This window comes from Dictyobacter halimunensis (assembly GCF_036245075.1).
In genome coordinates this window covers 588,898-602,936 of the sequence record NZ_BSRI01000002.1, presented here as the reverse complement: position 1 = coordinate 602,936, position 14,039 = coordinate 588,898, and the positions used below count along the sequence as shown (strand labels likewise).

General features: G+C 55.1%; 13 protein-coding genes. 6 read left to right on the top strand and 7 right to left on the bottom strand.

Going from position 1 to position 14,039, the window contains the following annotated elements; all coding sequences use genetic code 11:
- The first annotated feature begins 132 nt into the window (after window positions 1-132).
- From AABA21_RS16560 to AABA21_RS16545, 4 genes are all read left to right on the top strand, one after another.
- Window positions 133-654 (top strand): hypothetical protein, encoded by a 522-nt coding sequence (locus AABA21_RS16560; RefSeq protein WP_338252016.1) that lies wholly within the window; start codon window positions 133-135, stop codon window positions 652-654.
- Window positions 655-926: 272 nt separating this feature from the next.
- On the top strand, window positions 927-1,364 hold the full coding sequence (locus tag AABA21_RS16555; RefSeq protein WP_338252014.1) for a hypothetical protein: 438 nt from the start codon (window positions 927-929) through the stop codon (window positions 1,362-1,364).
- The gene (locus AABA21_RS16550; RefSeq protein ID WP_338252012.1) at window positions 1,357-2,691 is read left to right on the top strand and encodes a glutathionylspermidine synthase family protein; all 1,335 of its coding nucleotides are present in this window, start codon (window positions 1,357-1,359) and stop codon (window positions 2,689-2,691) included. Before AABA21_RS16555 ends, AABA21_RS16550 begins: the two co-directional genes overlap by 8 nt.
- Before the next feature lie 114 nt (window positions 2,692-2,805).
- Entirely contained in the window at window positions 2,806-3,219 is a 414-nt protein-coding gene (locus tag AABA21_RS16545; protein WP_338252010.1) for a secondary thiamine-phosphate synthase enzyme YjbQ, read from the top strand.
- 76 nt (window positions 3,220-3,295) lie between these two features.
- Here AABA21_RS16545 and AABA21_RS16540 read toward each other — a convergent pair whose 3' ends face one another.
- Entirely contained in the window at window positions 3,296-4,330 is a 1,035-nt protein-coding gene (locus tag AABA21_RS16540) for a hypothetical protein (RefSeq protein WP_338252007.1), read from the bottom strand.
- 529 nt (window positions 4,331-4,859) lie between these two features.
- Here AABA21_RS16540 and AABA21_RS16535 point away from each other — a divergent pair.
- Both AABA21_RS16535 and AABA21_RS16530 read left to right on the top strand, forming a co-directional pair.
- Window positions 4,860-6,143 (top strand): aspartate aminotransferase family protein, encoded by a 1,284-nt coding sequence (locus tag AABA21_RS16535; RefSeq protein ID WP_338252005.1) that lies wholly within the window; start codon window positions 4,860-4,862, stop codon window positions 6,141-6,143.
- 36 nt (window positions 6,144-6,179) lie between these two features.
- Entirely contained in the window at window positions 6,180-7,694 is a 1,515-nt protein-coding gene (locus AABA21_RS16530; RefSeq protein WP_338252003.1) for a CoA-acylating methylmalonate-semialdehyde dehydrogenase, read from the top strand.
- A 47-nt stretch (window positions 7,695-7,741) separates the two neighbouring features.
- Here the strand turns inward: AABA21_RS16530 and murQ are convergent, their stop codons facing one another.
- The 6 genes from murQ to AABA21_RS16500 all read right to left on the bottom strand — a co-directional run bounded on the left by murQ (window position 7,742) and on the right by AABA21_RS16500 (window position 13,933).
- Complete coding sequence (gene murQ / locus AABA21_RS16525; protein WP_338252001.1) at window positions 7,742-8,677, bottom strand: N-acetylmuramic acid 6-phosphate etherase; 936 nt, start codon at window positions 8,675-8,677, stop codon at window positions 7,742-7,744.
- Between the two features lie 89 nt (window positions 8,678-8,766).
- Window positions 8,767-9,513 carry a GntR family transcriptional regulator gene (locus tag AABA21_RS16520; RefSeq protein WP_338251999.1) on the bottom strand — a complete coding sequence of 249 codons (747 nt, stop codon included), beginning with the start codon at window positions 9,511-9,513 and terminating at the stop codon, window positions 8,767-8,769.
- Window positions 9,514-9,688: 175 nt separating this feature from the next.
- On the bottom strand, window positions 9,689-10,936 hold the full coding sequence (locus AABA21_RS16515; protein ID WP_338251997.1) for an anhydro-N-acetylmuramic acid kinase: 1,248 nt from the start codon (window positions 10,934-10,936) through the stop codon (window positions 9,689-9,691).
- 1 nt (window position 10,937) lies between these two features.
- Window positions 10,938-12,119 (bottom strand): exo-beta-N-acetylmuramidase NamZ family protein, encoded by a 1,182-nt coding sequence (locus AABA21_RS16510; RefSeq protein WP_338251994.1) that lies wholly within the window; start codon window positions 12,117-12,119, stop codon window positions 10,938-10,940.
- Window positions 12,120-12,121: 2 nt separating this feature from the next.
- The gene (locus tag AABA21_RS16505) at window positions 12,122-12,982 is read right to left on the bottom strand and encodes a carbohydrate ABC transporter permease (RefSeq protein ID WP_338251992.1); all 861 of its coding nucleotides are present in this window, start codon (window positions 12,980-12,982) and stop codon (window positions 12,122-12,124) included.
- 3 nt (window positions 12,983-12,985) lie between these two features.
- A complete protein-coding gene (locus tag AABA21_RS16500) occupies window positions 12,986-13,933 on the bottom strand; it encodes a carbohydrate ABC transporter permease (RefSeq protein WP_338251990.1) in 948 nt (315 codons plus the stop codon).
- Window positions 13,934-14,039 lie beyond the last annotated feature (106 nt).

The window sequence follows — 14,039 nt, the reverse complement described above, 5'->3', positions numbered from 1 at the left end:
GGTGGAGAGCAATCCAGATTTTCATAGCTTGTCTCCTTTCTTCCAATTTTCTCGTGACAACAGAGAAGCTATCGGGATTTCGCAGAGATAGAACTGTATTTGTGGATCATGAGAAGGAGGATGGTGATGTTTATGCTAACGAAGCCTCTCATCGCCGTTTTTGATAATTACGCTCATGCGGAACATGCGATTAATCAGCTACACCAGTGTGGCATTTCGCGCAAATCTATCCAGTGCACGCGTAAGACAGATCACTGGAAGCTTTTACACATGTTTAGTCGTCGCTACGAAAGCGTTGAGGAGCTTGAAGCTGATCTGGAGTCGATTGGAACTCCTCTGACAGAGATACACTTTTATGAACGTGCTTACGAGGCCGGAATGACGTTGCTGGTGGTCCGGGCGGGTATATATGTTGAGCAGGCGAAAGTTATCCTTGTCAGCCATGGTGGTTACGACTATGCGAGCCATCCCCATCTCTCTTTCGCACCTGCACCTGGTGCGCGGATGAGGATTGAAGATAGCTCTCAACCTGGCACCGCTTTTACTTCGGAAGGTGTTAACGCCGTGCATGCTGATTCACAGGTTATCGATGCCGAGGTTGCCCACGCACTTCGCATCCTTAGCGAAAAAAATCAGAATGATCTGCACCCTTGAAGCACGATTTTTCTTGTATGGTAGCAGAAACGGGTCGGATTCGCCGACCCGTTTCTGCTACCATACAAGAAAAATAACATGCTTGCATTTCAATATAAAATAGAGTATATATATCTTATTCTATAATAATAACTTTTTTTAATAAAAAGAGAAAAAACATATGTTTGAAGAATCATCATCGTTGCAGCCGACGACGTGGACGGCTCCAGATTGTCATGATGTACAAGACCAGATTCCACAATCTACTCCTGGTATAGTGGAGAGCACTGAAGTTGAAGCCCCTTTTTTTCTCAGTCATTCGTGATGGATCGGTAAAGCCTATCGCTCATACCTCTGAGGACGGTAGCCGTCAGCTTTCGGGGAACATCGCGCGCCTGATTTCAGCTGTCAGCCTGGGGGCGGCTTTGCTGGGAACCCTCAGTGGCTGCGGTTCCACCAGTGATATTCCCTGTCCCACTCCTACGGCGACCAATGATAGCAGCAGTAGCAAGCCTATCTCGTGTACAAACAACAGCGGTGGTCACTATCTCTGGTACCCAAGCCGTGGTGGCTGGGTGCCGAGCGATGACGGTGTGCATCCCAGACCCGGTGCATCCGGCGTGGGTGGTGATGATGGGCATGGCGGTGTTGGCGGAGATCATGGCGGGAGTGGTGGTGAGGGTGGGGGCGAAGGAGGAGGAGCTCATGGTGGTGGAGGCGAGGGTGGCTGATTCTCCACATCCTGACTCCCGTACCCAGGGTCAGCACTTCGCTGAAGACTATCGAAACTGGCGGCGTGCCTATTACAATCGTTTTCCCTCATTCTGGGGTACGCTTCCTGGCAGCACGGTGGAAGAATACGCGGTTTATGGGGCGCTTGAGGTGCCCCATAACCACGTTCAGGCGCTGAGATTGGCATCCGGCAGGCTATATGGGATCATGACGCGCCTGGCTACCTTGCTGCAGCAGTCCGATGACCAGGCGCTCATGGATATAGGTATTCCGTCCCCGGCTATCCCCTATTGCCATATTTTCATGCCCGCCATGCCGGCCGTGATGTGTGGTCGCTTTGAGTTCGCCTGGACCGCTCAGGGGCCACGCCTGATCGAATTCAATGCCGAGACGCCCACTTTTGTAATGGAGCTTTTCCACATGAACGGCCAGGTCTGTATTGATTTTGGCCTGGAAGATCCCAATCCACAATGCCAGCAACAACTGGCGCAGGCCATCCATACCTCGATACAGGCTGGCCTTGCCTGGATTGAACCACCACCACGGTCACCCGCGTCGGTAGTCTTTAGCGCCTATGCGGGGCGTAAAGAGGAGCGCGGCACCACCGAATTTTATCGCAACCTGCTTGAAAACCAGGGAAACTTGCCTTATCGTACATCTTTCCAGGGTCTCGCTAAACTGCGTGTGACGCGGGATCGTTTGATGACCGTCGCGGGTGATCCTGTAGATGTGCTCTATAAGCTGTATCCAACCGAGCATCTGATCGAAGACATGGCGGCGGACGGCACCCCCGTGGGCCTGGCTTTGATGGACCTGGTACGCAGGCGACGCCTGGCTATCATCAATCCGCCCATCGCGTTTATTCTGCAGAACAAAGCCCTGGTGGCGCTGTTATGGGCCCTACACCTCTCGCAGAGTGAGATTTTTACTGCGGAAGAGCATGGCTGGATTGAGCAATACGTGCTGCCAACGTATCTGGAGGCGCTTGACGCGCAGGGGAAGCCAATCTTTAATGGGCCCTATGTTGTCAAGCCTGTTTATGGTCGCGAGGGTTCTTCGATCACCATTGTAGATCAGCAGCGCATCCTTGAGCATAGCGAGCTCAACTTCTATGACAAACAGCTCAAAGTCTATCAACAGTATGTCACCTTGCCGACAACCACATTGCAGACCGAGCACGGTCAGCAGGGCGTCAGCCTGGTGCATAACTGTTTTGTGACCGCCGGCCGACCTTCAGCTGTGGGCGTGCGTGCCTCGCGCAAACTGATCTTTGACGACAACGCCTACTTTCTCCCTATCTGCTATCCTCATCGTGAAAGCATATAGCCGGCTGGTGTCGTGAGTGGTTTTTATGCTGATCGGGTACAATTCCTGTATGCCTGGCTACCATGTTGTCATTGCTAGTTAGGAAATTGAACCTATAACAGGGGAGTAGAGTAGATGAAATCACACACGGAATATCTTACTTTCCATACGCGTCACCGTAAGGAGATTGTACCGATTACTGATGAAGTCGAGCGTATCATCGCCGCCAGTGGCATACAGGAGGGGTTGGCGCTTGTCTCTGCCATGCATATTACCGCTTCCATCATTGTCAACGATGAAGAGTCGGGGCTCTGGCATGACATTATGGAATGGGTCGAGCGAGTGGCGCCCGAAAATCCTGATTACTGGCATCATCGTACCGGTGAAGACAATGGTGATGCCCACCTGAAAAATCTCTTGTTGCATCACCAGGTTGTTATCCCGATCACCAATGGTCAGTTCGATTCTGGTCCCTGGCAGCGCATTTTCTATATGGAATTTGATGGCCAGCGCGACAAGAAGGTGATCGTCAAGGTGATTGGCGAGTAATAATCGTGAGGCTAGATTGATTATTTGCGAAAGAAAAGGCCCTATACCAACAAAAAGTTGGTATAGGGCCTTTTGCTCAATTTTTGACCGGAGGTGGCTTGATCAGGTAGGTGAGCAGTAGTCCAAGCAGACCACTGACGACGATCGAGCCCGCCGATAGGTGAATCGTCCAGATCACACCGCTCGGGGTGGCAAACTGCAGCACCAGGAAGTAGGCCAGGAAGAAGCACATAGGTGTAAGCAGGGCGAACAGCCGATAGTTAGTCAGGTTCTTCTCTGGATCGGGCCGGAGAAAGTGATAGGCACAGTCCGCCAGCACGCCGCCAAGGGCTGCGATGAGGACGCTCAACACGCTATCTGACATCACAGCCATGATGATGGCGGTGGCTCCCCAGGTAAGTGTAAAAAATCCGGGGAATAAGCGCCAGCGCTGGAGAGCAAAGAGGGCAAAGCCTGTCACGACGACGGCCTGAAAGAGGATACTGACCACCGCCAGCATCTGCCCTTCGCCATCACCTGTGGGCGTATCCGTCGGCCAGAAGTGGGCAAGGGGATGGAAGCCGGTTGAGACCAGGATTGGCAGGGCCATCAGCAGGATCTGCGACAGCACCAGGTTCAGGCGTTGGATACCATGCAGGGAACCACCCTGGCGATGATAGAGGGAGCGATAGGGGCTGGCCAGGAAGACACAGCCACACATCATGAGCAAGAGGTGAGTGGGGCTGAGCTCAGCATCGATGTCGCGCTCGATCCCAAAGAAGATGTGCCACAGCATATCGCCGACACCACCAATGGCGAAGCCCGCCACGGCCAGCACGGTCAATTCATAACCGGAAGGAATGGCCTCATACCAGGAAGAGCAACGGGTACGATTAAGGCAGATGGTAATGACCAATACCAGTGCCGTCACCAGAAACCCGGAATAGAGGACCGCGTGCCAGGGGGTAAAAAACGTTTCCAGCCGGGCCAGGTGGCTATGGGCCCAGGCATCCAGGCAGGCTCCTGTTAGGAACCAGGCGGTCGCTAATGAAAAGACCAGGTCAAATCGTGATCCTTCAAACTTTGCTTTTCTGCTAACCCCTACGGGGAGATCGGTAGAGAGTGTCTTCAAAATTTTCCTCCAGTCGCCTGGTAATCCTATTAGTAACTGTAAACGAATATTTGGTAGCGGTACACATATCATTGTATTTATACATAGGAAAGCATATTCTGGCAATAGTTACAGAAAATAGTCTTTCTTTCATATTTCATCCGGACGATATCAATAACTGAAACTATTTTTGTCTGTTTTTGCTCGATTTTTCTATGAGCGTGCCTGACTCTCGTCACCCCGGGGGCACGTGAGCGCCCCCACACGCGCGTCCGCTACGCGGCCGCATGTTTTTTGTATGTTGATGCAACAGGGGCGCATCCGCGCCCCTGTTGCATCAACATACAATAGGCTGTTAAGCACCGTAGGTGTGAAAAACCCATGCAGCCCGCAGGCCATTATCATGAAAGTCAGACATGCTCTACAATGGAGGGGGTGTTGATGTGCATGCTAGCAGGTAGTTGTGCATTGACAAAGGTTTTTGTGGGCGGGTACATTACCTGAATACTGGAGTTGTGCAAAATATTGCGGTTAGCGCTAGAGGTTTATCATGGATACGGTTGAAAAATACCAGCGTTATGTGAACACAAGTTTTGTGAAGAGCATCGAGCCGGTGGTGGTAGAACGCGCGGCGGGAGCGGAAATATTCGCGGCCGATGGACGCACCTATTTAGATTGCTTTGCCGGTATAGCGGTCGTGAACGCCGGCCATGTTCATCCCCGTGTGGCTGAAGCGGCCAAAGCCCAGATTGATCGCCTGGTCCATGCCGCCAGTTATATCTACTATGTGCCAACCACGGCTGACCTGGCCGAGGTGCTGGCGAAGATTACTCCCGGAGCATTGCAAAAGACCTTTTTCTGCAATTCGGGTGCCGAGGCCATTGAGGGAGCGCTACGCATGGCGAAGGTGGCCACCGGCAAGCGTGAGATTATCTCGTTGCAGATGGCTTTTCATGGGCGAACCTATGCCACCCTGTCCGTGACGGGGAATATGGCGCGCAAGACGCGTGGCGGACCCTATATGTCGGGCGTGGCCTTTGCCCCGGCTCCGTACTGCTACCGCTGTCCTCTAAAGCTGGAGCCAGAGAGTTGTGGTCTGGCCTGCGCCGACGCGGTCGAGGATGTTATTCGCACCCAGACCAGTGGAGACGTAGCCGCCTTCGTCGTTGAACCCGTCATGGGCGAGGGCGGACTGATTCCCTTGCCACAAGGGTATCTCGCACGCGTCAAACAGATTTTGGAGCGCGAGGGTATTCTATTGCTGGTGGATGAGGTGCAGACAGGTTTTGGGCGCACCGGAAAGATGTTTGCGATCGAGCATCATGAAGATGTTGAGCCAGATCTGCTGGCGCTGGCGAAAGGCATCGCGGATGGTTTTCCGCTGGGCGCCTTTATCGCGCCGGAGGCGATCGCCGATTGTTTCCAGCCGGGCGAGCATCTGAGCACCTTTGGCGGCAATCCCGTTTCGTGCGCAGCGGCGCTGGCCAATATCGAAGTGTTGCAGGATGAAGGAATCATTCAGCACGCGGCCGAGATGGGACAATGGGTGCTGCCGGCATTGCGCGAATTGCAGCAGCGCTTTCCCTTGATTGGCGATGTGCGTGGCCAGGGTCTGATGCTGGGGATAGAACTGGTGAAGGATCGTCAGACAAAAGAGCCTGCCGCGGCCGAGGCAGCGCGGATGCGCGCCCTGTGTCGTGAGTCTGGTCTGTTGATCGGGGTAGGGGGCCAGTTTGGCAACGTCCTGCGCCTGCAGCCACCGCTGGTTATCACGCGCGAACAACTCTCCCATGCTCTACAGATTATTGAACACGCCCTGGAAGCCTGCAGTTAAAGCCGTGCTTCCTATAGTTCAAGGAGTGAATTATTTATGACTATTTCGCAGTCGACGCAGGCACAGATCCTACACAACTATATCGGAGGCCAATGGGTTCCATCGACCTCTAATGAGACCCAGCAGATTCACAATCCCGCCACCGACGAGGTGCTGGCCCTGGTCCCGTTGGGAAACCGTAGTGATATTGACCAGGCGGTAGAGGCCGCCAGGGCGGCTTTTCCCGCCTGGCGAGCGACTCCGCCCCAGGAGCGCGCGCGTTACTTCTTCAAACTGCGCCAGCTATTGGATGAACACCGCGACGAACTGGCCCGCCTGATTACGACCGAGATGGGTAAGACGCTGGATGACGCTCGCGGCGAGGTCCAACGCGGCATCGAAAACGTCGAGACGGCCTGCGGCATTCCCTCATTAATGATGGGGTATAGCCTGGAGGATGGGGCCGCCCATGGTATCGATGAAGAGGTTATCTATCAGCCGCTGGGCGCCTTTGCTGGTATTACTCCCTTTAATTTCCCCTTTATGATCGCGTTCTGGTTCTGGCCCTACGCGGTGGCGTGCGGCAATACCTTTATCCTCAAGCCATCCGAACAGGACCCGATCGTTCAGAAACGGGTCTTTGAGCTGATCGAGCAGGTTGGTTTCCCCGCCGGTGTTATTAATATGGTCAACGGTGGCAAGGAGGCTGTGAATGGCTTGCTGGAGCATCCGGGCATCAAAGGTATCTCGTTCGTCGGTTCGACGCGGACCGCGCAATACGTGTATGCTCAGGCGGCCGCGCACGGCAAGCGTGTACAGGCTTCGGGCGGAGCCAAAAACGCGATTGTTGTCATGCCAGATGCCGACCTGGATATGTACCTGGGTACCATCATGAACTCCTGCTTTGGGGCGGCCGGTCAGCGCTGCCTGGCGAATTCGCTCATTTTGACGGTCGGCAGCGCCCATGAAGCGGTGCGCACCCGCATTGGCGAAGCTGCTTCCCGTCTGCGGCTCGGCAATGGATTGGACAAGGGGACTGATATGGGTCCCGTTGTTTCGTCGGCCGCGCGCGATCGCATCGCGGCCGCTATTGCGCGTGGGATTGAAGAGGGGGCCGAGCCCGTGCTGGATGGGCGCCAGGTAGACATCCCTGATTACCCACAGGGCTACTTTGTGGGTCCTACCGTGCTGGATAATGTGCGACCAGGGATGAGCGTCTATGAAGAAGAGATCTTTGGTCCGGTGATTGGGCTGGTGCCGGTCGACACGTTAGCCGAGGCGATCGAGCTGATCAACGCCAAAGAATATGGCAACGCCGCCTCGATCTTTACCCAGAGCGGCTTTGCCGCCCGTGAATTCCGCTATCGTGTTGAGACGGGCAATATCGGCATCAACGTTGGCGTCGCGGCCCCCGTGTCATACTTCCCCTTCAGTGGGGCCAAGAGCTCCTTCTTTGGCAACCTGCATCCCCAGGGACGTGACGCCGTGCGTTTCTTCACGGAGAGCAAAGTGGTCATTACGCGCTGGACGCCGGGTGATGGACAGCAAGCGATTACCGGTATCGGACGCTAGATAATTCAGATACTGGCTCCCGGGTATCTCCCTGGGAACCAGTATTGTCATGATGTTGGATGTGTATCGTTGAGGGCGGCCCGCAGGATTTGTCCATGGGCAGCCAGTTGCCCGCGAGCAACCTCGGCATCGACATTCGTCAGGCCCATGATGATGGCCACTTTGGTGTTGCCGCCGGCTCGCTCAAGCAGAGAGGCCGCCTGTTCCTGTGCGCATCCCGTCGCCAGCTGTACTATTTTCATGGCGCGCTGGGCCAGCTTATAGTTTGTCGCCCGTACATCGACCATCAGGTTGCCGTAGGTTTTGCCCAGCAGGATCATCGCACCGGTGCTGAGCATGTTGAGCACCATCTTCTGGGCCGAGCCAGCCTTGAGTCGCGTGGAGCCACTGATGACCTCGGGTCCCACGATGGGCGCAATCATAATCTCAACGGCCTGCTCTAATGGAGAGTTACTTGTGCAGGCGATGCCGATCGTCAGGGCGCCCAGTGAGCGTGCATACGCGACCGCTCCCAGCACATAGGGCGTGCGGCCACTGGCCGCCAATCCCACAATGCTATCATTGGCAGTGAGCTGTAGCGCGGCCAGGGCGGCTTCTCCACCGGCCGGATCGTCTTCCGCTCCCTCGATGGCATTGGTGAGGGCGCGCTCGCCACCCGCGATTACGCCGATCACCTGCTCGGGTGAGCTATTGAAGGTCGGTGGACACTCCGAGGCGTCGAGAACGCCCAGGCGTCCAGATGTGCCGGCCCCAATATAGATCAGGCGGCCACCCTGGCGCATGCGGGTGGCGATACCCTCCATGGCCCCCGCGATTTTGGGCAACTCCGGTTGAATGGCCAATGCCACTCTAGCATCCTCATTATTTATCACCCGGGCGATCTCTAAAGGCGTCATCAGGTCTATGTGGCTGGTAGCTGGATTAGTCTGTTCTGTTTCCAGTGTGCTTAGTAAGCGTTCTGTGTGGGCTGGCTGTTGTGACATAGTGACATACTCCCCGTAGTAAGATAGCTAGCGGCTCGTGGTTGTATCGGTATAGTCATTGGACTGGCTGTAGAAGTTCCGGATAGATGTTAGGAGAGGAGCTGCTCGCGTTTCAAGCTGGTGTAGAACACGTATTTATGGCCGCAATAGATCGACCTGGTATATTCAATCGGCTGATTGCGCTCGATGTAGGCCGTGCGCCTGGTGTAGAGGGCGGGACTACCTATGGGTACTTTAAGTTTTTCCGCCTCCTTGCTGCTGATCAAGCCCGCCTCTAGCTCCTGTTCGGCCTCGATCAAGAGCATGCCGTATTTTGTTTCCAGTAACTGATAGAGGGAATGCTGCTCCAGATCCTCTTCCAGAAATTTTTCGCAGCCAATAAAATTCAGGTGGGAGACCTCGATGGCCAGCGGCTCATCATCGGCCAGGCGTAGCCGCTGCAGTGTAAAGACAAGCTGTCCGGGTTTGATGCGCAGATAGTCCGCCGTCTTCTCGTCGGCCGGGCTCATGCTCATCGAGAGAACCCTGGTAGAGGGACGCTGACCACGGGCGCGAATATCTTCTGTAAAACCGGTCAGGTGTAGGAGCTGCTGCGTGATCTTATGGCGACTGACAAACGTGCCTTTGCCCTGCTCACGGTAGAACAGTCCCTCATTGACCAGTTCGGTGATTGCCTGGCGCGCCGTCATGCGACTCATGCCGTACTGCTCGCTCAGTTCCCGCTCCGAAGGAATCAGTTGCCCGGGCAGCCAATCTCGATTGCTGATCTTCTCCCGCATAATCTCTTTCAATTGATAATAGCGGGGAAGCGGCCCCTTGCGATAAATTGTATTCATAGCTTTATTCTATCTCTTCTCTCTAGCTGTTATGCCTGTATCATGATACGCGTTCTGTATGATTATGCCCGGAAACTGGGGCGCGTAGCCGCCCCATTCTTTTTCATGGTAGTGCGACAGGCGCGTGTTCGCGCGCCTGTCGCACTACCATGAAGCTGACTCCTGCATGACCCCCTTACTGTGATAAGAAATACAGTCGGGTAAGCTGAGTTGGCTGGTCTGCTTGAGATGGCTGTTCTTGATAATCTTTGGCCAGGCGCCCCAAAAGAGCAGTATAATTGGGGCCGGGAATGATTTTCCCCAGAATCGCCCTGGCGTGCGCTCCTGTACATTGAGGAAGATTGGCGGCGCGCCCATAGATAGTCTCATGGCCGAGTAAAGCAAAGGTCACGGCTTCCTTTACGCTGGCGGTCAATCCATAACCCTCCAGCGTTTTAACCTGACTGGCAGGCAGCAGTGTCTGTATGCGGGCCATCAGGACTGGATTGTAGCTGCCACCGCCGCTGACGATTACCTCGTCAATGTGTGGCGGGCCAAAGCGGCGATAGGCCAGGGCGATACTCTCAGCGGTAATGGCGGTCAGGGTCGCCATGGTATCGGCGTCTGTCAACTGGCGCTGTGCGGCCTGATTGATCAGGTCATGGGCAAAGGCATCTCCAAACAGCTCGCGGCCGGTCGTCTTGGGTGGTGGCTGCTGGAAATAAGGATGGGTGAGTACCTCGGAGACCAGGGATTGATCGACCTGTCCCGAGCGCGCCATCTGCCCATCGCGATCAAAGGTTTCTCGTCCCTGCGAGAAGTAGCGCGCGCCATAGTCGATCCAGACATTGCCAGGGCCGGTATCAAAGGCGCTGGCCCCTGCCAGTCCCTTTCCAGCGGGGAGGAGCGTCACGTTGCCGATGCCACCAATGTTCTGCAGCGCCAGCGTCTTCGCGTCATCGGCGAAAAGCAGCGCATCAAAGAAAGAGACCAGGGGCGCGCCCTGTCCACCGGCCGCCATGTCTGTCACGCGAAAATCGGCGACCGTAGTAATGCCGGTGCGCTGAGCAATCACCGCCGGCTCGCCCATCTGCCAGGTTGAGAGCACGTGTCCGGCCTCGACCTGGTGATAGAGTGTCTGCCCATGCGACGCAATCAGATCCACCTGCTGGCGCTGTAGACCTTCCTCGGCCAGAAAGGCGAGGCAGGCGTTGGCAAAAGCCTCGCCCAGCCGAAAGTTGAGTTCCGTCAACTCATCCAGCGCACCCCGTTTGGAGTGGCACAGATCGAGTACCTGCTGTCGGAGCGCTGCCTCATGGGGATATTCGCGCTGCGCGAGCAAGCGGAAAGAGAGGGTACGGGGCTGCGGACCCGCTAAAAACTCGCACAGTGCCAGGTTAATCCCATCCACCGAGGTGCCCGAGTTCATACCAATGACGTACATGCTATTCCTCCTCTGCCCCATAGAGCAGGAATGGACGTCGCCGCTCTTGAAAGGCGGTTAATGCCGGTTCCCAGGTCGCGAGGATGTCTGAAACCTCCGCGCCGCCGTCGAGTGCCAGCCTCAACGCATCGCTACCGTACAGAAGATCAATAAAATATTTGCCCTCAGCGCCACTGATCCAGTTGAAGGGAGCTGAAGAGAGCTTATGCAGCGCATAGATCAGGTATATTCCCATCTCAACCGGCCGCAGCAGGTCTGGCTCCACTATATGTACCTGCACCCCACCACATATCTGTTGCGCATGTTTGGAAAAGGTCGGCGTAAAATAGGTCGGACGAAAGACCACGCCCGGCAATTGATACGTGTCCAGTTCCTCTGCCAGCGCGAAAGGATCGAGATCAGGTGCCCCGATCAGTTCAAAGGGGCGTGTCGTTCCCCGGCCTTCAGAGCAGGGCGTGCCCTCAACGAGGCAGGTGCCTGGATATAGTTTGATCGAGTCCAGAGTCGGTAGATTGGGCGTGGGCTGTACCCAGGGGAGATCCGTCTCCTCAAAGCGCATCGTGCGCCACCAGCCGCGCATGGGGATCACCAGCGGCTCGGGCCAGCCGTAATCAGCCGCGAACAGCCGCGCGAGCTCTCCGCTCGTCATCCCATGCTGGATTGGTAGTGGATGGCAGCCCACAAATGAATTGAAGGCGTTATCAAGGATATTACCCGCGACTCGGTCGCCGCCCAGTGGATTAGGGCGATCAAGGACCACAAAGGTCAGTCCCGCCTGCGCCGCCGCCTGCTGGGCATATTGCAGCGTGGCGATATAGGTCGAGTAGCGCGCACCCAGGTCCTGCATGTCGTAAATGAGGAGATCCAGACCGGTCAGCATCTCGGGATTTGGCCGGCGCGTCTCTCCGTAAAGGCTATACATCGGCAGCCCGGTACGCTGATCTACCTGGCCCGCTACTTTGACGCCCGCCTGTACATCCCCACGAATGCCATGCTCGGGTCCAAACAGGGCGCACAGCTCAACCTGCCCGTGTGCCTGCAGCAGATCCACTGTACTGCGAAACCGCCGATCGATACCCGTCGCATTTGTCAGCAGGCCGGCGCGTTTGCCGGCTACTTGTGGTATATCCGTTGCCAGAAGCACTTCCAGCCCGGACTCTACATGTGCCCGTGTCTGTCTCACTACTACCCCTTAATAGCTCCCATGCGTACGCCACTCAAGAAGTTGCGCTGGAAGATCATGAAAAAGATAATCATCGGTAGCGCGGCCAGTGCGGCCCCCGCGAAGATAATGCCATAGTCGGTTGTGAACTCACCTTGCAATCCTGCGACCCCTACTGGCAGTGTATAGTTGTTGCTGGACTGCAGGACAACCAGCGGCCAGAAGAAGTCGTTCCAGTGCTGCACAAAGACCATGATGGCCAGGGCGCCAATGGCTGGTTTAGAGAGCGGCAGGATCACGTGCCAGAAGACGCGTAGTTCGCCACAGCCATCCATGCGAGCAGCCTCCAGCAACTCCGTTGGCAGCGTCTGGATAAACTGGCGCATCAGAAAGATGCCAAAGACTCCAGCCATGCCAGGCAGAATCACGGCCAGCAGCGTGTCCAGCAGGCCCAGGTTACGGGTCTCGACGTAGAGCGGGATAAAGGTCACATAGGATGGGATCATCATCGTCGCGACCAGAATCCAGAACAGGATATCGCGTCCCGGGAATTGCTTTTTCGCGAAGGCATAGCCGGCCAGCGTATCAAAAAAGATGTGGAAGACTGTGATGGTGAGCGCGATGACGATACTATTTTTTCCCCAGGATAAATAATCGCTGGCATCGGAAAGCAGGCGTTGAAAATTCGACAGGCTGGCATGCACAGGGATAAGGTCTGGTGGCGTCTTAATCGCATAGGTTGTAGGCGTGATGGCGGTGACAAAGAGCCAGTACATTGGCCACAGTGCTATCACGGCAGCCACAATCAGAACAGCCCAGGCCCCGATCGTGGTCCACTTGAATGGCCGGGTGGTACGGCTGGTTTTTATGATAGATTGTGCCATAGTTTAATACTCCACATCGCTTCTCAAAAAGCGGAACTGTACAATGGTTACCGCGGCAATCATTAAGAACAGGATAAAGGCCTGAGCGGAGGCAATGCCATATTGGAACTGCTGGAAGGCGTTCTGGTAGATTTGCGTCAGGATAAACTGTGTGTTATTACCCACGCCGCTGGGGACCAGGATAAACACCTTTTCGAACACCTGGAAACTGGCGATGGTATAGAGTACCACTACATAAAGCGTTGTAGACTTGATCAGCGGCAACGTAATATGCCACCAGCGCATGACAGGACCCGCGCCATCAAGCTGTGCCGCCTCATAGTATTCAGGTGGAATGCTGCCCATGGCCGCGTTAAAGAGCACCACGCCCGTTGCCGGAACGGTCAGGATCGTCGAAAGCGTAATGCTATTGAGTACCAGGGCAGGATCAGAGAGCCAGCGCATCGGCGCGATGTGGAACAGACTGAGCAAATAATTTAAAAAGCCGTATTCTGAGTTATAAATAAACTTCCAGACGATGGCGACAATCACCGAGCTGGTTACTGCCGGCAGATAGAAGGCCGCCAGGAAGAAGGTCTTTACGTGTTTATGCCTGCCTTGAATCAAGGCTGACAGGATCAGAGCAATAAAGATATTGGCACAAACGGTAATGATTGTATAGTACAGAGTATTCTCGATGGCCCTGGTAAAGACCCCACTACCGGTTGTAAAGGCCCGCATGTAGTTTCTGAAGCCAACCCATTCAGTACTCGAAACAATGTCGCCTTGCTGAAAAGAGATAATCAGAGCCCAGACAACTGGAACGAGGGTAAAAATAGTAAAGGCGAGCATACTGGGAAGCACAAAGGCGTAGCTCCAGCCATGGTCCTTGATAAAGCGCTGAAACTTGTTGTGTTTGGGTCGGTAGACAGAGCGCGTTTCGGCGGCCTCCGCTACTTGTAGGTCTGACATGACCATCCTCCTCATAAGGGCTGAAAATGCTGGCTTCACAAAACAGCAGTGAAGGAAAAGCGGGACCGGGGAGCATGTCGCGCTCCCCGGTTCGATTGTATCTATC

Coding starts and splice junctions, on each gene's coding strand:
- AABA21_RS16560 (WP_338252016.1), top strand. CDS start 133: ATGCTAACGAAGCCTCTCATCGCCGTTTTTGATAATTACGCTCATGCG.
- AABA21_RS16545 (WP_338252010.1), top strand. CDS start 2,806: ATGAAATCACACACGGAATATCTTACTTTCCATACGCGTCACCGTAAG.
- AABA21_RS16535 (WP_338252005.1), top strand. CDS start 4,860: ATGGATACGGTTGAAAAATACCAGCGTTATGTGAACACAAGTTTTGTG.
- AABA21_RS16530 (WP_338252003.1), top strand. CDS start 6,180: ATGACTATTTCGCAGTCGACGCAGGCACAGATCCTACACAACTATATC.
- murQ (WP_338252001.1), bottom strand. CDS start 8,677: ATGTCACAACAGCCAGCCCACACAGAACGCTTACTAAGCACACTGGAA.
- AABA21_RS16520 (WP_338251999.1), bottom strand. CDS start 9,513: ATGAATACAATTTATCGCAAGGGGCCGCTTCCCCGCTATTATCAATTG.
- AABA21_RS16515 (WP_338251997.1), bottom strand. CDS start 10,936: ATGTACGTCATTGGTATGAACTCGGGCACCTCGGTGGATGGGATTAAC.
- AABA21_RS16505 (WP_338251992.1), bottom strand. CDS start 12,982: ATGGCACAATCTATCATAAAAACCAGCCGTACCACCCGGCCATTCAAG.
- AABA21_RS16500 (WP_338251990.1), bottom strand. CDS start 13,933: ATGTCAGACCTACAAGTAGCGGAGGCCGCCGAAACGCGCTCTGTCTAC.